Here is a 23,292-nt window from a genome sequence, read left to right as displayed (position 1 = left end):
ACGGGGTGGGAGTGCCGTGCCGGGTCGGATCCGCGGCGGTCACGGCGCCGTCGTGGCGTCCGCCGTCGGGTGACGGCGGACGCCACGGGCTCACCCGGCGAGCGCGGGCACCGCGCCGGGGGTCACGCCGGGCACCGCGCCGGGCACCGCGCCGGGAATCGCGGCGGTCAGGTGCAGGGCCATGGCCTGCGGGTTCTCGAGGGGCGCCGCGTGCGCGCCCTCGATGGTCCGGACCGTGAACGTGCCGCTGGTCAGCGTGGCCCAGCCCGCCATGGTGCCGTCGGGCAGCACCGGGTCGGCCGTGGCCGAGACCGCGGTGACGGGGATGTCCAGCGGCCCCCGGCGGTCGGCGTCCAGCAGGAGCTGGTGCCGGTTCCACATCGCGGAGTCGTTCCGCAGGTTCTCCAGGTAGGCGGCGAAGACCTCGTCGCTGGCGAGGATCGCGTCGGGCAGCATGCCCCGGAACGCCTCGGTCAGGGTCTCGGGCGCCGCGGTGTCCCACAGCGTCGCCACTTCCTGGAACCGCCGGAGCGCCTCGGGCGCCTCGCCGAACGGCGGGAGCGCGCAGGCGACGACAAGGGACAGTTCCGGCCGCGTCAGCCTGCTGCCCAGCCGGTGGGCGACCTCCCACATGCCCGTCGCGCCCTGGCTGTGCCCGTACAGGACGGTCGGCACGTCGAGACGGTCGGACAGCTCCGCCACGACGCGGTCGACGAGGACGTCCACGTCGACCGGCGGGGCCTCCCCGCCGTGTCCCTCCCGCCCGGGAATCCGGACGCCGAGCAGTTCCACGTCCTCGGGCAGGTGCGGGGCGAGCGGAACGTGGGAGGTGGTCGTGCCGCCCATCCCCGCCATGCACACGATCCGCGCCCGGGGTCGCGGCACCGGCTTGAGGACACGCACCAACGGCTCGTGCGCCGCCTCGGTGCCGGGCCGGCGCCCGGTGAGCTCGCCGAGCAGGTGTTCCGCGACGGCCGCGCAGCTGCCGTTGCGGAACAGCACGTCCGTGCCGAGGGGCAGTCCGCTGCGCCTGGCGAGTCGGGCGCGCAGTCCGACCGCCGTCAGCGAATCCATGCCGAGCTGCTGGAGGGGCTGTTCGGCCGGTACCTCGGCCATGCCCAGGGCGGCGGCGGCCTCCTCACGGACCAGGTCGAGAAGCGTGCTCAGCCGCGCGTCCGGGGCCAGGCCCGCGAGCCGCTCGGCGAGCCCGCTCCCGGTCCGCCTGCCGGTCATCTCCGCCCGCGCCTGGGGGATGCCCAGCAGCAGCGGGCGCCGCCTGGCGACGCAGAACGTCGGGGTGAAACGGGACCAGTCGACGTCGGCGACCCCCAGCGCCACCCGGTCCGAGCCGAGCACCGCGTCCAGCGCGCTCAGGGCGCGGTCCGGGGGCATCAACCGCAGGCCCCGCAGCCTGAGCTGTTCCGCGGCCTCCTCGGTCACCATGCCGCCGCCGGCCCAGCCGCCCCAGTGCACCACGGTGGCCGTGCGGCCGCCGGCCACCCGGTGCCGGGCGAGGGCGTCCAGCGCGGCGTTGGCGGCCGCGTACACCGTTCCGGCGCCGGCGCCCCAGAGGCTCGCGCCGCTGCCGTAGAGCAGGAACGCGTCCAGCGGCCGGTCGCCGAGCAGTTCGTGCAGATGCCAGGCACCGGACACCTTCGCGGCGAGTTCCTCGGCCACGCGGGCGCCGTCGAGGTCGGCCAGCAGGGACATCCCCGGCGCGCCCGCCAGGTGTGCCACCGCCGTGAGCGGAGGGCCGTCCGCGTCGATCCGGGCGATCAGCCCGGCGACCTGTTCCTTGTCGCTCACGTCGCAGGCCACCGTGACGACCTGTGCCCCGGTCGCCTCGAGGTCCTTCCGGCTCCCGGCGGGGATCTCGCCGGAGCGGGAGGCGAGCACCACCCGGCGTGCCCCGCGCTCCGCCAGCCAGCCGGCGAGCCGTCGGCCGAGAACGCCCGTACCGCCGGTGATCAGGGCGGTACCGCTCGTCCGCCACGCCGGAGTCGGCGGCGGCGTCACGCGCCGCAGTCGCCGCACGTACCGGCCACCGGCACGGACCGCGGCCTGGTCCTCGTCGTCACCGGCGAGAACGGCACGCACCACCTGCTCGGCCCAGTCCGGGCAGAGCCGCCCGGGCAGATCGACGGTGCCGCCCCAGCCCTCGGGGCGTTCCAGTGCGGCGACCCGGCCCAGGCCGTGGAAGAGGGCCTGGGCGGGGCGCGTCACCGGATCGGTCGCGTCCACACCGACCGCGCCGCGGGTCACCAGCCATACGGGGGTCGCCGGGTGACGGATCCCCAGTTCCTGCAGGAGCGCCACGACGCGGAGGAAGCCCTCCCGGGCGTCGTCCTCCTCCCACGGCGTCAGGACGACCACGCCCGCCAACGCCTCGGGCAGCGCCGCCAGACCTGCCGGGTCCGTGCCCGCCGCGTGCGTCTCCGCTCCCGCCTCGCGCAGGGCCGTCTCCAGCTCGGTGAGCGGGGACGACCGGTCCCCCAGGACCGCCCAGGCCCCGCCCGCCCGTGCGGGGGCGGGCTCGCCGGGCTGCCAGAACTCCTCGTACAGCCAGTCGGCGATGCCCGCGGCGCCGTCACGGCCCGCCCGCCAACGCCGGAGCAGCGGCAGCACGTCCCTCACGCTGTCCCTGTCCCGCTCGGACGCGCCCAGCAGTTCGAGGAACGCCTCCAGGCCCTCCGCGCCCTCCGCGCCGACGGCACCGCCGGCCTCGACCGCCTCGACCGCGTCGACCGCGTCGACCGCGTCCCAGAACGGCTGGTCGGTCGCCGGGCGGCGCGTCGGTTCCCGCCAGAAGCGCTGCCGCTGGAAGGCGTATCCGGGCAGACCGACCGGACGTCCGCCGGGGACGGCCGCCGACCAGTCGACGTCGACGCCGTGCGCGTGCAGTTCGCCCAGTGTGCGCCGGAGGCGGTCCAGGCCGCCCTGTCCGCGCTCCATCGCCGCCAGGACGACCGCGTCCCGGTCCGCGCCGCCGTCGGCGAGCGGCATGGCCAGCACGGGGTGCGGGCTGATCTCGACGAACACCGTGTATCCGTCGGCGAGAAGTTCCCGCTGGGCGAGGTCGAGCCGCACGGGTTCGCGCAGGTTCCGGCACCAGTGGCCGGCGTCCAGTTCCTCACCCGCGGCCCGCCGCCCCAGCACCGTGGAGTACAGGGGGACGGCGGACGGGCGGGGGCCGAGCGGGGCGAGTTGCTCCCGGAGGCCGGGCAGCAACGGGTCCATGTGCGCGCTGTGGGACGCGCAGGCGGCGTTCAACGTGCCGCAGGGCACGTCCTGGTCGTCCCACGCGCAGAGCAGTTTCTCCACGATGTCCCGGTCTCCCGAGACGACCGTGGAGCGGGGGGTGTTCACCACGGCGACCGAGACGGCGTCGCCGTAGGGGGCCAGCGCGGCCTCGACCTCGGCGACCGGGAGTTCCACCGTCGCCATCTCACCGTCCGAGGTCAGCGCGGCGAGGGCGGTGCTGCGCGCGGCCACGATCCTGGCGCCCTCCTCCAGGGTGAGGGCGCCGGCGACCACGGCCGCGGCGATCTCGCCCTGGCTGTGTCCGACGACGGCCTGTGCCTCCAGACCGAGCTCCCGCACGGCGGCAGCGAGGCCCAGGTACATGGTGAAGAGCACCGGCTGGGCGACGTCCAGGCGGTCCCAGGCGATGCGGTCGTCGTCCTGGAGCAGGTCGCGGACCGACCAGCCGGTCCAGGGACGCAGCGCCTCGTCGCAGCGGTCGACGGTGTCGGCGAAGGCCGGGCTCTCGGCGAAGAGACTCCGGGCCATGCCGGGCCACTGCGATCCCTGGCCGGGGAAGACGAACACGACCTTCCCCGGCCGCGCGGTGGCGACGGTGACCGACGCGTGCGGCTCGTCGCGGGCGACGGCGGTCAGTCGCTCGACGACGGCGGGCAGGTCGGGTCCGGTCACCGACGCGCGTTCGGCGAAGTGCCGGCGGTGTCGGGTGGTGGTCCGGGCGAGGTCGGCGAGGTCGGTGTCGGGGTGCTCGGTGAGCCAGTCGGCCCACTGCCGGGCCTGGTCCCTCAACGCCTGCGGGGTGCGCCCGGAGACGACCACCGGCAACACGCCGGGCGCCGCGTCCGGTGCGGGGGCCGGCTGCGGGGGCTGTTCCAGGACCAGGTGGGCGTTGGTGCCGCCGATGCCGAACGACGACACCCCGGCCCGGCGGACACCCGTCCAGGCCCGGTTGTCGGCGCTGACCCGCAGGACCGCCGAGCCGTCCAGGCCCAGGTCGGGGTCGGGCGCCCGGAAGTTGACGGTCGGGACGAACTCGCCGTGGTAGACGCACAGCGCGGCCTTGACCAGCCCGGCCAGGCCCGCGGCCACGTCGACGTGGCCGATGTTCGACTTCACCGACCCGATCGCGCAGGGCTCGTCCCGGTCCGGGGTGAACACCTCGCGCAGCGCCTGGATCTCGATCTGGTCGCCCATGGCGGTGGCGGTGCCGTGCGCCTCGACGTAACCGATGTCGGCCGAGGAGAGCCCGGCGTCGGCGAGGGCGTCGGTGATGACGGTGGCCTGGCCGCTCACGCTGGGGGCGGTGAACCCGACCTTGTCCGAGCCGTCGTTGTTGACGGCGCTGCCCCGCACCACGGCGTAGATCCGGTCCCCGGCCTCCACCGCGTCCGACAGCCGCCGCATCACGACCGTCACCACGCCGTTGGCGATGACGGTGCCCTGGCGGTCGGCGTCGAAGGGCCTGCAGTGGCCGTCCGGCGAGGCCACGAACCCTTCCTGGTACTGGTAGCCCTGTTCCAGGGGGAAGGTGAAGGCGGAGGCGCCGACGAGGGCCACGTCGGACTCCCCGCGCAGCAGGCTCTGCCGCGCCAGGTGGGTGGCCACCAGTCCCGTGGAGCACGCCGTCTGCACGGTCAGGGCCGGCCCCCGCAGGTTGAGCATGTGGGCCAGGCGGGTGGCGAGGAAGTCGTTCTTGTTGCCGATCGCGGAACGGAACACCTCGGAGGCGTCCTCGGGGTCGCCCTGGTCGTAGCCGCCGAAGCCGACGCCGCCGAAGACTCCGATGCGGCCGGGATACCCGTCGGGCACGATGCCCGCGTTCTCCAGGCCCTGCCAGGCCGTCTCCAGGAAGAGCCGGTGCTGCGGGTCCATGTTCTCGGCGTCGGACGGAGAGCACCGGAAGAACTCGGCGTCGAAGAGGTCGGCGTCCTCCACGTAGCCCTTGGCCGGGACGAATCCGGGGGTCTCCAGCACGTTCCTGGGCACCCCGGCGTCCAGCAGCTCCTGGTCGGTGAAGCGGCGGATCGACTCCACACCGCCCCGCAGGTTGGCCCAGAACCGGTCCACGTCGTCGGCGCCGGGCAGGCGCAGGGCGACGCCCACGATGGCCACCGCGCCGTCGTCCCCGTCCCCGGCGCCGTCCGCGCGCCGCCGCGGCGCCGGCCCGGCCACCACGCTCGTGGCGTCACCGCGCAGGAATGCCGTGAGCTGCCGCACGGTGGGGTGGCGGAACAGCGCCGAGAGCGGGAACTCGCGGCCCAGGTCGGCGCAGATCAGCTCGTGGACGCGGAGCGCCGCCATGGACGTTCCGCCGAGTTCGAAGAAGCCCCGGTCGGGCTCCACCTCGACCGGTTCCAGTCCCAGGACCTGGGACCAGGCGGAGAGGACCGTCTCCCGCACCCGGTCGTCGCCCGCGGCGGGCTGCGCGGCGTCCGGCCGTGGGGGCTCCTGCCGGGGCGCGGGCAGTGCGGCGAGGGCGAGCCGGTCGATCTTGCGGTTCGGTGTCAGCGGCAGGCTCTCCTGCCGCACCCAGCGTGCGGGCAGCATGGGCGCCGGCAGCCGCGCCGCGGCGTGGGCGGCCAGGACCCGCTGGTCGGCGTCGCCGGAGTAGTAGACCCACAGGGCCGGCGAGCCGGCGTCCTGCCGTACCACCGCGGCGGCCTCGTGGACGCCGTCGCACCCGGCGACGACGGACTCGATCTCGCCGAGCTCGATGCGGTGTCCGGCCAGCTTCACCTGGTCGTCCACGCGTCCGCAGTACTCCAGTGAGCCGTCCTCGCGGTGGCGGACGACGTCCCCGGTGCGGTACATGCGTCCGGCGCCCGGACACGGGTCCGTCACGAACCGCTCGTCGGTGAGGGCGGCCCGGTTCAGGTAGCCCCGGGCGACACCGTGACCGCCGATCCACAGTTCACCCCGGCAGCCGCGCGGCACCGGCCGCCCGTGCCGGTCGAGTACGGCCAGCCGGGTGCCGGGCACGGGCGTGCCGAGCGAGACGGGTCCGGGCTCGACCGGCCAGGTCGTCGACCAGATCGTGGTCTCGGTGGGCCCGTACATGTTGAGCACGTCGCCGCCGCAGGTGCGCAGCAGCCGGCCGGCGAGGCCGCGGTCGAGGGCTTCGCCGCCGACGAGGAGCCGGCGCAGCCCGCCGAGCAGGGCGCGGCCGTCCGCGTCGGCCAGCAGCATCCTGGCCAGGGAGGGCGTGCACTGCAGGTGCGTCGGCCGGTGCTTCCGGTGTCCGGCCCAGCCGCCGGGTTCACCGCCGGCGACGATCACGCGGTAGCCCCTGGTCAGGGTCCACAGCAGTTCGAGGCCGGAGATGTCGAAGGACACGCTGGTCACGGCGAGCCAGGTGCCGTCGGCGCCGCCGCCGACGCGTTCGTCCATGGCCAGGCAGAACGCGGCGAACTGGGCGTGCTCGACGACGACGCCCTTGGGGGTCCCCGTGGAGCCCGAGGTGTAGAGGACGTAGGCGGGGTCGTTCGGTTCCGGCCGGGCGGGCGGAGCGCCGTCCGGTGCTCCGTCCCGTCCGGTCTCCGTGACGGCCTCGACAGGCAGTACCCGCAGGCCGTCGGGCAGGACCCCGGCGAGGGCGCCGCTCGAGATCACGACCTCGAGCCCGCTGTCGGACACCACATGGTCCAGGCGCGCCTTCGGGTACGCGGGGTCGAGCGGGACGTAGGCGGCCCCGGCCATCCAGGTGCCGAGCATCGCCACCGGCAGGTCGACCGTGCGGGGGAGGCAGAGACCGACCAGGTCGCCGCGGGTCACGCCCAGGCCGGCGAGCTGCCTTGCGACCGCGCGGGCCCTGGCGGACACCTCCTGGTAGGTGAGTGCGCGTCCGTCCGACTCCACGGCCACCGCGTCGGGCGTCCGTGCGGCCTGGTCCAGGATGCGCCGGCACGCGGTCTCCGCGGCCGGCCGGGCCGCGGTGTCGCCGCCGTGTTCGGCGAGCCACCGGTGTTCCGCGTCGCAGAGCAGTTCGGCCTCCCGGACGGGGCGGGAGGGGTCGGCGGTGAGCGACGCCAGCAGGGTCGCGAAGTTGGCGGCCATCCGGTGGGCCGCGTCCCGGTCCAGCACGTGGGGCTGGAACTCCAGCTCGCCGCGCAGGACGTCACCGTCGGCGGTCAGGGTGAGGCCCAGTTCGAACTTCGGCGCGCCCTGGACGTTGCCGGAGACGCTTCCCGTGGCGGGGAGCCGCCAGGCCGTCCCGCCCGTGCCGATGGCGGGGAGGGCCGTCCCGCCGTAGTTGAAGACCGCCCGGAACAGCGGGTTCTCCTCGCCGGTCCGGTCACCGCCGGCGATGCGCACGACCTCGGTCAGGGGAACGCTCTGGTGCTCGAAGGTTCCCCGTACCCGGGTGTGGGTGCGGGCGAGGACGTCCTCGAAGGTCACCGCCTCGGTCAGGTCGCAGCGCAGCGGCAGGGTGTTGGCCAGGAAGCCGAAGGTCTCGGCGACCTGCGGCAGTTCCCTCGCCGACCAGATGGTGCCGATGCTGAAGTCGTCCTGGCCGGTGTAGCGGGCGAGCAGGACCGCGAAGGCGCTGACGTACACGGTGTAGCCGGTGACGGAGGTGCGGGTGGCCAGCTCGTCCAGTGCGGCCCGCAGCTCCGCGGGCACGGTGAAGTGCACGGCGTCGCCCTGTTCGCCTTCGGCGGCGTCGCGGGAGGGGAGTTCCAGACGGGGGGAGCCGTCGAGTTCGGAGGCGAAGTACTCGAGCGAGCGCTCGAAGGCGCCCTGTTCGAGGGACTGCTTCTCCCATCGGGCGTAGTCACCGAGGTGGTACCGGACGTCCGGCAGCCGGGGGGTGTCCTGCTCGGCGAGGGTCCGGTACGTCCGGTGCAGCTCGTCGAGGAGCAGGGACAGCGACCAGCCGTCGGTGACGGCGTGGTGCAGGGTGAGGCACAGGGTCGACCCGCCGCCGGAGTCCACCAGCAGGCAGCGGAACAGGGTCTCGGCGTCCAGCGCGAACGGGGTCCGTTCCTCGGCGCGCAGCATCCGATCGAGCGCGTCGGCGTCGGCCGCCGTTTCGTGGCGGAGCGGGACGGTGAACTCCTGGTGCACCACCTGGACCAGTTCGCCGTCGCGGAGTTCGAGTCCGGTGCGCAGCGCCTCGTGGCGTTCCATCACCGCGCGCAGGGCCCGGCCGAACGTCTCCGGGCACAGCGGGCTGTCCGCCTCGAGGCGGAGCACGGCGTTGTACTGCGCGGAGTCCGGTCGCATCCGCTCCAGGAACCACAGCCGGCGCTGGCCCTCGGTCGCCGGGTGGACGTCGCGCCGCTCGGCGCGTTCCATGGGCAGCCCGGGGGACGGCAGTTCGGAGAAGGCCTCGGCCAGCAGGTGGTCCGCGACCGCCTGCGGCGTGGGGTGTTCGAAGGCGAGCGTGGACAGCAGGGGTGTGCCGGTCACCTCGCTGAGCCGGTTGCGCAGTTGCAGCGCCATCATCGAGTCCAGCCCGCGGTCCTGGAACCGCTCGTCCACGGGCATGGGTCCGGTGAGGCCGAGGACGCCGCGGACGACGTCCTGCACGGCCTCCAGCACGGCGTGGGCGCGGGCCGGCCCGGGCAGTGCCGCCAGCCGGGCCGCCAGGTTCTCCGGGGGCGCCGTCGGTTCCTGCGGGGTGCGGCGGGCTCCGCCGTCGATCCAGTAGCTCTGCCGCTGGAAGGCGTAGCCGGGCAGGTCGGCCAGGCGGCCGGGCCCGTCGGCGATCCGGGTCCAGTCCACCGGGTGGCCGTGGGCGTGCAGGTGCCCGAGGCCCCGCACGATCTCCTCGAGGCCGCCGTGGTCCCGGCGCAGGCTGGGCAGGACCACTCCCCCGCTGTCGGCGGTGAACGCGGTCAGCGGGATGGCCAGCATCGGGTGGGCGCTGATCTCGGTGAAGACGCCGTGGCCGTCGGCGCGCAGCGCGTCGAGTGCCAGGTCCATGCGCACCGGTTCCCGGAGGTTGCGGCACCAGTACCGGGCGTCCAGGGCCTCTCCGCCGATCGGCGCGCCGGTCACCGTGGAGTACATCGGGACCGTCGTCGGGCGGGGGCGCAGATCGCCGAGGGCCGCTTCGACCTCGGGCAGCATGGGGTCGACCAGGCCGCAGTGTCCGGCCCGGTCCGCCTTGATCCGGCGGGAGAAGACGTCACGGTCCGCCAGCCGGGCGAGGAGGTCGTCCACCGCGTCCGGTGCCCCGGCCACCACCACCGAGCCGGGGGTGTTCACCGCGGCCACCGACAGGGCTCCGTCGTACGCGGCGAGGAGTTCCTCCACCTCGGTCAGCGGCAGCCCCAGCAGGGCCATGCCGCCGGAGCCGCTCTCGATGCGGGAGAACGCCTGGCTGCGGACGGCGACGACCTTGGCGCCCTCCTCCAAGGTCAGCGCTCCGGCTACCACGGCGGCGGGCACCTCTCCCTGGCTGTGCCCGACGACGGCCTCCGGTTCCAGACCGACGGACCGCCACACCGCCGCCAGGCCGAGGGCGACCGTGAACAGCGCGGGCTGGGCGACCTCGACGTCGTCCAGGCTCAGTCCGTTCGCCCCGGGGTTCTCCAGCAGGTCGCGGACCGACCAGCCGGTCCAGGGGCGCAGTGCCCCGTCGCAGCGGTCGACGGTGTCGGCGAAGGCCTGGCTCTGGGCGAGCAGGCGCCGGGCCATGTCCGGCCACTGGGAACCGTGGCCGGCGAAGACGAACGCGACCCTGCCGCGGTGCCGGGCCACCCCGGTGCTCACCGCGTCGTCGGTGTGTCCGTCCCCGAGCGCGGTCAGTGCGCGCACCGCCTCGTCGAGGTCGTGGGCGAGGACGGCGGCCCGGTGCTCGAAGTGCCGGCGGTGTCGGGTGCTGGTCCGGGCGAGGTCGGCGAGGTCGGTGTCGGGGTGCTCGGTGAGCCAGTCGGCCCACTGCCGGGCCTGGTCCCTCAGCGCCTGCGGGGTCCGTCCGGAGACGACCACCAACGCCGCGTCCGGTGCGGGGGCCGGCTTCGGGGCCGGCCGCGGGGGCTGTTCCAGGACCAGGTGGGCGTTGGTGCCGCCGATGCCGAACGACGACACCCCGGCCCGGCGGACGCCCGTCCAGGCCCGGTTGTCGGCGCTGACCCGCAGGACCGCCGAGCCGTCCAGGCCCAGCTCGGGGTCGGGGCGCCGGAAGTTCACCGTGGGCACCAGCTCACCGTGGTAGACGCACAGCGCCGCCTTCACCAGGCCGGCCAGGCCCGCGGCCACGTCGACGTGGCCAATGTTCGACTTCACCGACCCGACCGCGCAGGGCTCCTCCCGGTCCGGGGTGAACACCTCCCGCAGCGCCTGGATCTCGATCAGGTCGCCCATGGCGGTGGCGGTGCCGTGCGCCTCGACGTAACCGATGTCGGCCGAGGAGAGCCCGGCGTCGGCGAGGGCGTCGCTGATCACCGTGGCCTGGCCGCTCACGCTGGGGGCGGTGAACCCGACCTTGTCCGAACCGTCGTTGTTGACGGCGCTGCCCCGCACCACGGCGTAGATCCGGTCCCCGGCCGCCACCGCGTCCGACAGCCGCCGCATCACCACCGCCACCACGCCGTTGCCGACGACGGTGCCCTGCCGGTCGGCGTCGAACGCGCGGCAGGAGCCGTCCGGGGAGAACACGAAGCCTTCCTGGTGGTAGTAGCCGTACTCCAGCGGATACGTCAGGGCGGAGGCGCCGACGAGGGCCACGTCGGTCTCCCCGCGCAGCAGGCTCTGCCGCGCCAGGTGCGCGAGCACCAGCCCCGTGGAGCACGCCGTCTGCACGGTCAGCGCGGGACCGCGCAGGTTCAGCTTGTGCGCCACCCTGGTGGACACGAAGTCGGACTTGTTGCCGAGGAGGTTGCGGTAGAACTCGTGGAGTTCGGTGATCTCGTCGCCGCGGACGCTTCCGGCGTTGTAGCCGCCGAATCCGGCGCCGGCGAAGACTCCGATGCGGCCGGGGTGGGTGTCGGGCACGATGCCCGCGTTCTCCAGGCCCTGCCAGGCCGTCTCCAGGAAGAGCCGGTGCTGCGGGTCCATGTTCTCCGCCTCGGACCGCGAGTAGCCGAAGAACTCGGCGTCGAAGAGGTCGGCGTCCCCCACGTAGCCCTTGGCCGGGACGAACCCGGGGGCGTCCAGCACGCTCCGGGGCACCCCGGCGTCCAGCAGTTCCTGGTCGGTGAAGCGGCGGATCGACTCCACACCGCCCCGCAGGTTCGCCCAGAACTCCCGCACGCTGCCGGCGCCCGGCAGGCGCAGGGCGACGCCGACGATCGCCACCGCGTTCTCGGCGGCGGCGGCGGCGTCGGCGGCGGCGGCGTCGGCGTCGGCGTCGGCGTCGGCGTCGGGGGCAGCGTGCGCATCAGCGTGCGTGTGCGTGTGCGCGTGCGGGTTCTCGTGCTCTTGCGCTCGCGCTCGCGCTTCCGCGCGCGGTCCGGCGGGCGCCGTCGCCGTGGTCGCCGACGGCATGACCTCGGCCTTCAGGAACGCGGTGAGCTGCCGCACGGTGGAGTGGCGGAACAGCACCGAGAGCGGGAACTCGATCTCCAGGTCGGCGCGGATCAGTTCGTGGACCCGTACCGCTGTCAGCGACGTGCCGCCCAGGTCGAAGAACCCGCTGTCCGGGTCCACCTCGGCCGGCTCCAGCTCCAGGACCTGGGACCAGGCCGTGACGACCGTCTCCCACACCCGGTCCGCGCCGGTGGCCGTCCGGGTGGGCTCCGGCCGCGGGGCGGGCGGTGCGGCCGGCTCCGGCGTCGCGTCGTCACCGTGCCGCCGGAACCGGCCCTCCTCCTCGGCGTGGCGCAGGGCCAGGCGGCTGACGGGCAGACCGCTGTCCTGGGCGAAGGAGTGCAGCAGCGTCTCGAGGTTGCCGACCATGCGGTGCGCGGACGCGCGGTCCAGCACGTGCGACAGGAACTCCAGTTCCCCGCGCAGCCCTTCACCGGCGGGCGCCAGGCTCATGGTCAGTTCGAACTTGGCGGTTCCGGCGACGTTGCCGGTGTGACTGCCGGGGAGGGGCTGCCAGGTGTCGTCGTCCGGCTCCGCGCCCAGGCCGTAGTTGAACACGGCCCGGAACAGCGGGTTCTCCTCGCCGTTGCGCTCGGCGTCGACGGCCTTGACCACTTCGGACAGCGGCACGTTCTGGTGTTCCATCACGCCGAGCACCCGGTTCTTCGTCGCCCGGAGCAGGTCGGGCACGGTCGGGTCGGCGGAGAGGTCGCAGCGCACCGGCAGGGTGTTGGCGAGGAAGCCGACGATCCCCGCCGCGCCGGGCAGTCCGCGCCCGGACCACACCGTGCCGATGCTGAAGTCCCGCTGGTCGCTGTACCGGGAGAGCAGCACCGCGAAGGCGCCGGCCAGCACCGTGTACAGCGTGACCCCCGCGTCGGCGGCCAGGGCCTCCAGTTCGCTCCGGAGGTCGCCGGGCAGGGTGAAGCCGATCTTGTCCGGGACGGAGTCGGGGTCGCCGGGCGGGAGTTCCAGGCGCGGCGCCCCGGTCAGTTCGTCGCGGAAGAAGTCCAGGCCCGTGCCGAAGGCTCCCTGTTCGAGGGAGTGCCGCTCCCAGGCGGCGTAGTCGCCGAGGTGGACGAGGGGCCCGCTCCCGCCGTCGGGCTCGAGGCCGGCGCGGAACCGCCCGTACGCGGCGAAGAGCTCGTTCAGCACCATGACCATCGACCAGGCGTCGATGACCGCGTGGTGCAGGGTGAGGCAGACCACCTGTTCGTCCGAGGCGGTGAGCACCAGGCAGCGGAACAGCACCGGGCCGGACAGGTCGAAGGTCGACTCGGCCTCGGTCTGGATCCGGTCGGCCAGGTCCTGGGGACCGGCCGCCTCCTCGAAGCGCAGCGGGGTGCCGTACTCGTCGTGCACCACCTGGACCAGCTCGCCGTCGCGGCTCTCCAGGCCGGTGCGCAGTGCCTCGTGCCGCCGCACCACGAACGCGACGGCGGAGGCGAACGCGGCGCGGTCCAGGGGTTCGGCGACGCGGACGGGCATCGTGACGTTGTAGTCGGCCGTGCCGGGACGCATCTGCTCCAGGAACCACAGCCGGCGCTGTCCCTCGGTCGCCGGGTGGACGTCGCGCCGCTCGACGCGTTCGACGCGTGCGCGGCCCGTGTCGTCGTCCGTGTCCTGGTGCGTCCCCCGCAGGCAGTCGTTGAGGTACTCGGCCAGGCGGGCGGGCGTCGGGTGGTCGAAGACGGCCGTCGCGGGCAGCGACAGTCCGGTCCCGGCGGAGAGCCTGCGGCGCAGTTCCACGGCCATCAGGGAGTCCAGTCCGAGGTCGGTGAACCGTGCCTCGGGGCTGATCGCGTCGGCGCCGCCCAGCGCCTCGGCCGCTTCGCGGCGCACGAGTTCGCGGAGTGCCTCGAGGCGTCGCGGTTCCGGCAGTGCGGACCAGCCGGTGCCGGCGGCCTCGGTCCGGGTGTCCGCCAGCCTCCGCGGGCGGGTCCTGCCGCGCAGCAGCGGCGATCGGGCGTCCTCGGCGCCGGACAGGTCGAGCCGCAGGGGGACGAGGTGGGCGCGTCGGCCGGTCAGCGCCGTGTCGAGGGCTCCCAGCGCCTGCGCGCCGGTCAGCGCGGCGACTCCCTGCCGGCGCATCCGCGCGAGTTCCGCCTGGCCGAGGTGCGCGGTCAGTCCGGTTCCGGCCTGCTCCCACAGTCCCCAGGACAGGCTCAGTCCGGGAAGTCCCTGCCGACGCCGTTCGAGCACGACCGCGTCCGCGTACGCGTTGGCCGCGCCGTAGACGCTCTGTCCGGCGCTGCCGAGGACACCGGCGGCGGAGGAGAACACCACGAACCAGGTCAGCGGCCGGTCCGCGGTCAGCTCGTGCAGCCAGCGGGCCGCGCGTGCCTTCGGCGCCCAGACCCGTTCCAGGCGTTCGGGGGTCTGGTCGGTGAGCAGCCCGTCGTCGAGCACGCCGGCGAGGTGCCACACGCCGTCGAGGTCGGGGAGGGACTCCAGGAGTCCGGCCACCTGGTCGCGGCTGGTGACGTCGCAGGCCACCACGCGCACGCTGTCGGCCCCGGCGGCGGTCAGCTCGGCGACCAGTGCGTCGGAACCGTCCGCCGCGTCGCCCCGGCGGGAGGCCAGCACCAGTCGGCGCACCCCCCAGGTCTTCACCAGGTGCCGGGCGACCTGCCGCCCGAGTTCCCCGGTGCCGCCGGTGATCAGCACGGTGCCCGGTGCGCGGGCCGCGTCGCCGCTGACGGCGGCGGGCGCCGTGTCGCGCGGGGAGAGGGGGACCAGCCGGGGGGTCCGCACCGTTCGGCCGCGGACGACCAGCTCCGGCTCGGAGAGGTGCAGCGCCGTCCGCACGGTGTCCGGGTCGGCGTCCTTGTCGATGTCCACCAGGCGCACCGGGTGTCCCTCGGCGCGCGCCGCGCGCAGCAGACCCCACAGGGGCGCCGCGGTCAGGTCGACGGACTCGTCCTCGTCGACGGCCACCGCCTGACGGGTCACCCAGACCAGTTCGGCGCCGGCCGCCCGCGGACCGGCCAGGAGGTCACGCGCCCGGACCAGGGCCTCGGCGGTGAACTCCTCGGCGGTGCCGAAGGGCTGGGTGGCGTCGACCACGGTCCGGGCGGGGGCCGGTCCGGTCCCCTCGGTGTCCCGTGTGGGCAGTCCGAGCACGGCCGCGAGGGGGCCGTCGGTGATCACGGTGACCGCCGGCTCGGCGGCGGGCGACGGGCACTCCTGGAACTCCAGCCGGTACAGGTGCCGTTGGGCGGCGGTCCGCAGGCTGTCCGCACCGGCCTCGCGGAGTCGGAGGCCCGCGGTGACGACCGGGTCCCCGTTCTCGTCCGTCACCCACAGCTCGGCCTGCTCGCGCGTGCCGTCGAGGCGCACCCGCACCCGCACGACCGAGGCCCCGGTGGCGTACAGCCGGGCGTCGTTCCACTCGAACGGCAGCAGGACGCGCTTCCCGCGGCGCGGAGCGGCGTCACGGGGCCGGGTGGTCGCGTCGTCGGCCTCCTCGGCGGTGAGGATGGTGTGGAGCGCGGCGTCGAGGAGGGCGGGGTGGATCGTGAACCCTTCGGGCCGCAGGCGCTCCGGAAGGCGGAGGACGGCGTAGAGCTCGTCGCCCTGACGCCACAGGTCGCTGAGGCCCTGGAACGCGGGGCCGTAGGTGAGTCCGCGCTCGCGGAAGCGCTCGTAGAACCCGTCCAGGGGCACGCGTTCCGCGGAGGCGACCACGGACGCCCAGTCGACGGACGCGGGGTCGTGGGCGGGGGTGCCGTGGGCGGGGGTGTCGTGGGCGAGTTGCGCGGTGGCGTGGACGGTCCAGGGCGTGTCGGGGTGGGTGTCCGGGTCCGGATGGCTGTACACGGTGGCCTGGCGGCGCCCGTGGGCGTCGGCGTCGGTGACGGCGACCTGGAGGCGCAGCGCGCCGTCGTCGGGCAGGACGAGGGGGGTGGTGAGGGTCAGGGTGTCGACCGTGCGGGCTCCGACGCGTTCGGCGGCGGTGAGGGCCAGGTCGAGGATTCCGGTGCCGGGCAGGAGCACGGTGTCGAACACCTTGTGGTCGCCCAGCCAGCTCTGTCCGGCGGCGGTGGCGTCGATCGTGCCGGTGAGGATCAGTCCGTCGCCGGAGGCCAGCGGCGTCGACCGGGTGAGCCACGGGTGGTCGTCCGCCCCGTCCACGCGTCGGCCCGGTGACAGCGCCGCGGTGGTGCCGGGGGCGGCGGGCCAGTGGCGGCGGCGGTCGAAGGCGTAGGTGGGCAGCCCGCTCACCACCGCTGCCCGGGGGACCAGCCGGTGCCACGGCCAGGCGTCCGCGTGGGCGAGTCCGGCGCGGACCCAGGAGGTGAGGAGGTCGGTGGTGTCGGCCCGGTCCCGGTGCGCGGTGGCGACGGCGGTCCCGCCGTGCTGACGGGTGACCTCGTCCAGGACCATGGCCATGACGGGGTGGGGGCTGATCTCGATCCAGGTGTGGTGGCCGTCGTCGGCCGCCGCCCGGCCGGCCTGGTCGAAGCGGACCGGTCGGCGCAGGTTGGCGCACCAGTAGTCGGCGTCCAGCTCGGTGCCGTGGATCAGGCGGCCGTGGACGGTGGAGTACATGGGGATCCGTCCGGCCGCCGGCCGCAGACCCTCCAGCTCCTCGGCCAGGGCGGGCAGCAACGGGTCCATCTGGGCGCTGTGCGAGGCGTAGTCCACCTGCACCCGCCGCGCGAACACGTCCTCGGCCCGCAGCTTGGCCACGAGCGCGTCCAGGGCTCGGCCGTCCCCGGAGACGACCGTGGAGGCGGGCGTGTTGACCGCGGCGATCGACAGGCCGGTACCCGCCAGGCGTTCGGCGACCCATGCGTGGCCGCGTTCGACGACGGCCATGCCACCGCCGCCGCGGCAGGTGGCCACGGCCCGGGACCGGGCGGCGACGATCTTCGCGCCCTGCTCGACGGTGAGGATGCCCGCCACCACGGCGGCGGCCACCTCGCCCTGCGAGTGCCCGATCACCGCCCTGGGGGTGACGCCCATGGACTCCCACCACGCGGCCAGACCGAGGCTCATCGCGAACAGCGCGGGCTGAACCTCCTCCACCCCGGACAGGGGACGCCGCCCGGTGAGCACCTCGGTGACGGACCGTCCGGTCCACGGCAGCAGAGCCGCGTCGCAGGCCGCCACGGTCTCGGCGAACACCGGCGAGTGCTCGCACAGCGCCCGTCCCATGCCCTCCCACTGCGAGCCCTGGCCGGGGAACACCCACACGCCGCCGGCGTCGGTGCCCTGGAGGGCCTCGGCGCCCAGTCCCTCCACGGGGGCGATCACGCCTGCCGTGTCGGTGCCCTCGGCGAGCGCCTCCAGCCGGCTGATGGCCTCGTCGCGGGAGGTGGCGAGGACCGCACCCCGGTGTCCGAACCAGCTCCGGTGCCACAGAGCGGTGGACGCCACCTGGCCCGGCGAGACCTCCGGGTGCTCGCGCCACCAGGCGGCCCAGCGGCGGGCCTGCTCCCGCACCACGTCCGCGTCCCGGCCGGACACCACCACCGGGAACACACCCTCCGTCACCGCCTCCGCGGTCACGGCCTCCTCGGCGGGGGGTTCCTCGATCACGAGGTGGGCGTTGGTGCCGGACAGGCCGAAGGAGGACACGCCCGCGCGCCGGGGCCGGGACTCGTCCCGCGGCCAGGCACGCGCCTCCCCCAGCAGTTCGAGGCCGCTGCCCTCCCACTCGATGTGCCCGCTGGGCCGCTCCGCGTACAAGCTCGGCGGCAACTCCCCGTGCTGCAACGCCAGCACCATCTTGATCACACCAGCCACACCCGCAGCAGCCTGCGCATGACCGATGTTCGACTTCGACGACCCCAACCACACCGGCCGTTCCACCGGCCGCCCCGGCCCGAACACCGCAGCCAGAGCCCCCGCCTCCACCGGATCACCCAACGGAGTCCCCGTGCCGTGCGCCTCGATCGCGTCCACGTCCGCCGGGGACAACCCCGCACGCGACAACGCCTCCTGGATCACCCGCTGCTGCGACGGCCCGTTCGGAGCCGTCAACCCCTGCGACCGCCCGTCCTGATTCACCGCCGAACCACGGATCACCGCCAGCACACGATCCCCGGCAGCCCGCGCCACCGACAACCGCTTCAACACCAGCACACCACAACCCTCGGACCAGCCCGCCCCGTCCGCGTCCGCCGAAAAACTCTTGCACCGCCCGTCCGCAGCCGTCCCCCGCAACCGGGAGAACTCCACGAACACCGACGGCGTCGACATCACCGTCACACCACCCGCCAACGCCACATCACACTCACGCTGCCGCAACGCCGACACCGCCAGATGCAACGCCACCAACGACGACGAACACGCCGTGTCCACCGTCACCGCAGGCCCCCGCAAACCCAACGCATACGAAACCCGACCCGACAGCACGCTTCCGGCGCTGCCCAGCGAGCCGTACGCGTCGAGCACGTTCAGGTCGTGTCCGTGCAGACGGCCGTAGTCCGATCCCATCGCGCCGAGGTACACGCCGGTGTCGCTGCCCTCGAGGGTCTCGGGGCGGAGTCCGGCGCGCTCGAGGGCCTCCCACGAGGCTTCCAGCACGAGCCGCTGCTGCGGGTCCATTCCCTGCGCCTCGCGCGGGGGGATCCCGAAGAAGGCGGCGTCGAACTCCTCGACGTCCCGCAGGAAACCGCCCTCACGGGCGTAGGTCTTGCCGGCGGCCTCCGGGTCCGGGTCGTACACGTCCCAGCCGTCCCACCGCGACGGGAAGCCCTCGACCGCGTCCCCGCCCGAGGACAACAGCTCCCAGAACTCCTCCGGCGTCTCCACCCCACCCGGCAGCCGGCACGCCATCGACACGATCGCGACGGGGTCGTCGTCCTCGTCCGCGGCCGGGACGACGGCCTCGGCGGGCAGGGCGGCCGGTGACAGGTCCATCCGCTCCAGGAGGTATTCCGCCATGGCGGCCGGGGTCGGGTGGTCGAACGCGAGCGTCGCGGGCAGGGACACCTCGGTGTCCTGCGAGATCCGGCGCCGCAGTTCCACGGCCATCAGCGAGTCGAGGCCGAGGTCCCTGAGCACCTGCTGGGGCGGCACCTCGCCCTCGTCCCGGAGGCCGAGCACGGTCGCCGCCGCGGAACGCACCAGCAGCGTCACGGACTCCCGCCGCCGGTCGGGGGAGAGCGCCGCGAGCCTGCCCCGCAGGCCCGACGGGGCCTCCCCCGCGTTCGCCCGCCGGAGGCGTGTCCTGACCAGGCCGCGCAGCAGCGCCGGCACCTCGTCCTGGTTGCGGTGCGACGAGGCCGTCCTGAGCCGTACGGGAACCAGATGGCCCAGCGACGGCGTGGTCGCCAGCGCCGCGTCGAGTGCCCGCAGCCCTTCGTCCACGGACAGCGGCTCGACGCCCAGGCGCCGGATCCGGTTCAGCTCTGCCTGGCCGAGGTGCGCGGTCAGCCCCGTGCCGCCCTGCTCCCACAGCCCCCAGGACAGACTCCTGGCGGGCAGGCCGGCGTGCCTCCGCCGTACGGCGAAGGCGTCGAGGAACGCGTTGCCCGCGGCGTAGGTGCTCTGGCCGGCGCTTCCGAGCACCCCGGCGAGCGAGGAGAACATGACGAACTCGGACAGCGGGTGGTCCCGGGTGAGTTCGTGCAGGTGCAGCACGGCGTCCAGCTTGGGGGCGAGGACGCGTTCGAGCCGTTCCGTGCTCTGGTCCGGCAGCAATCCGTCGTCGAGCACGCCGGCCAGGTGCCACACCGAGTCGAGATCGTCGAGGGAACCGATCAGACCGGCGAGGGCCTCCCGGTCGGCGACGTCGCAGGCCGCGATCCGTACGCTCTCGGCGCCGGCCGCCGTGAGTTCGGCGGCGATGGCGGCGGCTCCCGGTGCCCGGTCGCCCTGACGCGAGGTCAGCACGAGACGCCGGACGCCGCGGGTGCGCACCAGGTGCCGGGCGAGTTCCCTGCCCAGCTCACCGGTGCCTCCGGTGATCAGCGCCGTTCCCGGCGCCGTTCGGTCCGACGGCGGAGCGTCCGCGGTGGCGTCCTCCGGCTCCGGTGCGACCGCGACCAGCCGCGCGACGCGGATCTCCCCTCCGCGGACCGCGATCTCGGGTTCCTCGGTGACGGTCACCGCCCTGGCGAGCGCGGTGGCGTCCTCGGCTCCGGTCCCGACGTCGACCAGGCGCAGCGATCGTTGCGGGTACTCGGCGCGCGCGGCCCTGACCAGGCCCCACAGCGGGGCGTGCTGCAGGCCGTCGACGCCCTCCCCCGGTTCGACCGGAACGGCTTCCCGGGTCACCCAGACCAGTTCGGTGCCGTCGAGGCGGGGCTCGGCCAGCAGGTCCTGCAGCAGGCTCAGTCCGGTGGCGGTGGCCGTGCGCACGGCGTCCGCCAGGTCGCCCGGCCCCTGCGTGGTGCTGTCGACGACGAGGCGGGCCGGGGGCTCGTCACCGGCGTCGAGCCGGGCGCGCAGCGCGTCCAGGTCGGTGACGGCCCGTCCGCCGGTCACCCGCGCGAGGTCACCGGAGCCGGTGAGCACCCAGGTCGCGGCAGGCGCCTCGCGCGTGGTGCGGGGACGCCGGAAGTCGAGCCGGTAGAGGTGGCCGCCCGTGCGCGGCCGCAGTTGCCGCCCGGTCACCGGACGCAGGGCGAGCGCTTCGACGTGGGCCACCGGATCGCCGTGGGCGTCCGCCATCCAGAGCCGGACCCGGGACGACGCGGGGTCCCGCTCGATCCGGACGCGAAGTTCGGTCGCGCCGGTCGCGTACAGTTCCGCCCCCGTCCACTCGAAGGGGAGGGAGACGTCCGCGGTGTCGGCGTCCAGCGCGGAGACGGCGTGCAGTGCCGCGTCCAGCAGCGCCGGGTGGACCGCGAAGTCGCCTGCCGTCGCGGTCCCGGTCCCCGCCCCGGCCCCGGCCCCGGCCTCGGTCTCGGGCAGGCGGACCACGGCGTAGGCGGTGTCACCGCTGCGGGAGAGCTCCACCAGTCCCTGGAACGCGGGGCCGTAGTCGATGCCGCGTTCGCGCAGCCGCTCGTAGAAGCCGTCCAGGTCCACCGGGGTGGCGCCGGCCGGCCGGTTCCGGAGGTCCCGGAAGCCCTGGTCGTCGGGGTCGCCGGCGGTCCGGTGGGTGAGCCGGGCGGTGGCGTGGGTGGTCCAGGGCGCGTCGGGGTGGGTGTCGGGGTCGGGGTGGGTGTGGACGGTGACCTGGCGGGATCCGTCGGCGTCGGCGCCGGTGACGGCGACCTGGACGCGCAGCGCGCCGTCGTCGGGCAGGACGAGGGGGGTGGTGAGGGTCAGGGTGTCGACCGTGCGGGCTCCGACGCGTTCGGCGGCGGTGAGGACCAGGTCGAGGATCCCGGTGCCGGGCAGGAGCACGGTGTCGAACACCTTGTGGTCGCCCAGCCAGCTCTGTCCCGCGGCGGTGGCGTCGATCGTGCCGGTGAGGAGGAGTCCGTCGTCGTCGGCCAGGGGGGTGGAGAGCGCGAGCCAGGGGTGGTCGAGTCCGTCCGCGCCCCAGGCCGAGGGGTCGGCCTGGATGCCGGTGGGCGTGGCGAGCCAGTACCGCCGGCGGTCGAAGGCGTAGGTGGGGAGGGTGGTTTCGACGGGTGTCCGCGGCACCGCGCGTTCCCACGGCCACCCGGTCTCCCGGGCGAGTCCGGCGCGGACCCAGGAGGTGAGGAGGTCGGTGGTGTCGGCCCGGTCCCGGTGCGCGGTGGCGACGGCGGTCCCGCCGTGCTGACGGGTGACCTCGTCGAGCGCCATGGCCATGACGGGGTGGGGGCTGATCTCGATCCAGGTGTGGTGGCCGTCGTCGGCCGCCGCCCGGCCGGCCTGGTCGAAGCGGACCGGTCGGCGCAGGTTGGCGCACCAGTAGTCGGCGTCCAGCTCGGTGCCGTGGATCAGGCGGCCGTGGACGGTGGAGTACATCGGGATCCGTCCGGCCGCCGGCCGCAGACCCTCCAGCTCCTCGGCCAGGGCGGGCAGCAACGGGTCCATCTGGGCGCTGTGCGAGGCGTAGTCCACCTGCACCCGCCGCGCGAACACGTCCTCGGCCCGCAGGCGGGCGAGGAGGGTGTCGAGGGCGTCGCCGTCCCCGGAGATCACGGTCGAGTTCGGGGTGTTGACCGCGGCCACGGACAGTCCGGTGCCGGTGAGGCGTTCGGTGATCCAGTCCACGCCGCGTTCGACGACGGCCATGCCACCGCTGCCGCGGCAGGTGGCCACGGCCCGGGACCGGGCGGCGACGATCTTCGCGCCCTGCTCGACGGTGAGGATGCCCGCCACCACGGCGGCGGCCACCTCGCCCTGCGAGTGCCCGATCACCGCCCTGGGGGTGACGCCCATGGACTCCCACCACGCGGCCAGACCGAGACTCATCGCGAACAGCGCGGGCTGCACCTCCTCCACCCCGGACAGGGGACGCCGCCCGGTGAGCACCTCGGTGACGGACCGTCCGGTCCACGGCAGCAGAGCCGCGTCGCAGGCCGCCACCGCGTGGGCGAACGCGGGAGAGTGCTCGAGCAGGGCCCGGCCCATGCCCTCCCACTGCGATCCCTGGCCCGGGAAGACCCAGACGCCTCCGGGGCCGGCCGCCAGGAGGTCCTCCGCGGCCGGCGTCTCGACGGGAGCGACCACTCCCACGGCGTCGCCGCCTGCGGCGAGGGCCTCCAGGCGGTCGATGGCCTCGTCGCGGGTGGTGGCGAGGACGGCGCCGCGGGCGTCGAACCGGCTGCGGTGCCACAGCGCGGTGGAGGCGACCCGGTCCAGGGACACCTCCGGGTGCTCACGCCACCATGCGGCCCAGCGGCGGGCCTGCTCCCGCACCACGTCCGCGTCCCGGCCCGAGACCACCACCGGTAACACACCGCCGGCCTCGGGCCCGGGGACCGCCTCCTCGGGTTCCGGTGCGGTCTCCGTCCCCGTCGGCGGCTCTTCGAGGATCAGGTGGGCGTTGGTGCCGGACAGGCCGAAGGAGGACACGCCCGCGCGCCGGGGCCGGGACTCGTCCCGCGGCCAGGCACGCGCCTCCCCCAGCAGTTCAAGGCCGCTGCCCTCCCACTCGATGTGCCCGCTGGGCCGCTCCGCGTACAAGCTCGGCGGCAACTCCCCGTGCTGCAACGCCAGCACCATCTTGATCACACCAGCCACACCCGCAGCCGCCTGCGCATGACCGATGTTCGACTTCGACGACCCCAACCACACCGGCCGCCCGGCAGGCCGCCCCGGCCCGAACACCGCAGCCAGAGCCCCCGCCTCCACCGGATCACCCAACGGAGTCCCGGTCCCGTGCGCCTCGATCGCGTCCACGTCCGCCGGGGACAACCCCGCACGCGACAACGCCTCCTGGATCACCCGCTGCTGCGACGGCCCGTTCGGAGCCGTCAACCCCTGCGACCGCCCGTCCTGATTCACCGCCGAACCACGGATCACCGCCAGCACACGATCCCCGGCAGCCCGCGCCACCGACAACCGCTTCAGCACCAGCACACCACAACCCTCGGACCAGCCCGCCCCGTCCGCGTCCGCCGAGAAACTCTTGCACCGCCCGTCCGCAGCCGTCCCCCGCAACCGGGAGAACTCCACGAACACCGACGGCGTCGACATCACCGTCACACCACCCGCCAA

General features: G+C 74.6%; 1 protein-coding gene. It reads right to left on the bottom strand.

What is annotated here, in order from left to right; all coding sequences use genetic code 11:
* Positions 1-90: 90 nt before the first annotated feature.
* Positions 91-23,280 carry an amino acid adenylation domain-containing protein gene (locus ABZ836_RS24160; protein WP_361145331.1) on the bottom strand — a complete coding sequence of 7,730 codons (23,190 nt, stop codon included), beginning with the start codon at positions 23,278-23,280 and terminating at the stop codon, positions 91-93.
* Positions 23,281-23,292: the final 12 nt, after the last annotated feature.

The organism is Streptomyces sp. NPDC047130, from assembly GCF_040643475.1.
Lineage (GTDB): Bacteria > Actinomycetota > Actinomycetes > Streptomycetales > Streptomycetaceae > Streptomyces.
This window is presented reverse-complemented; position numbering and strand designations above follow the sequence as displayed.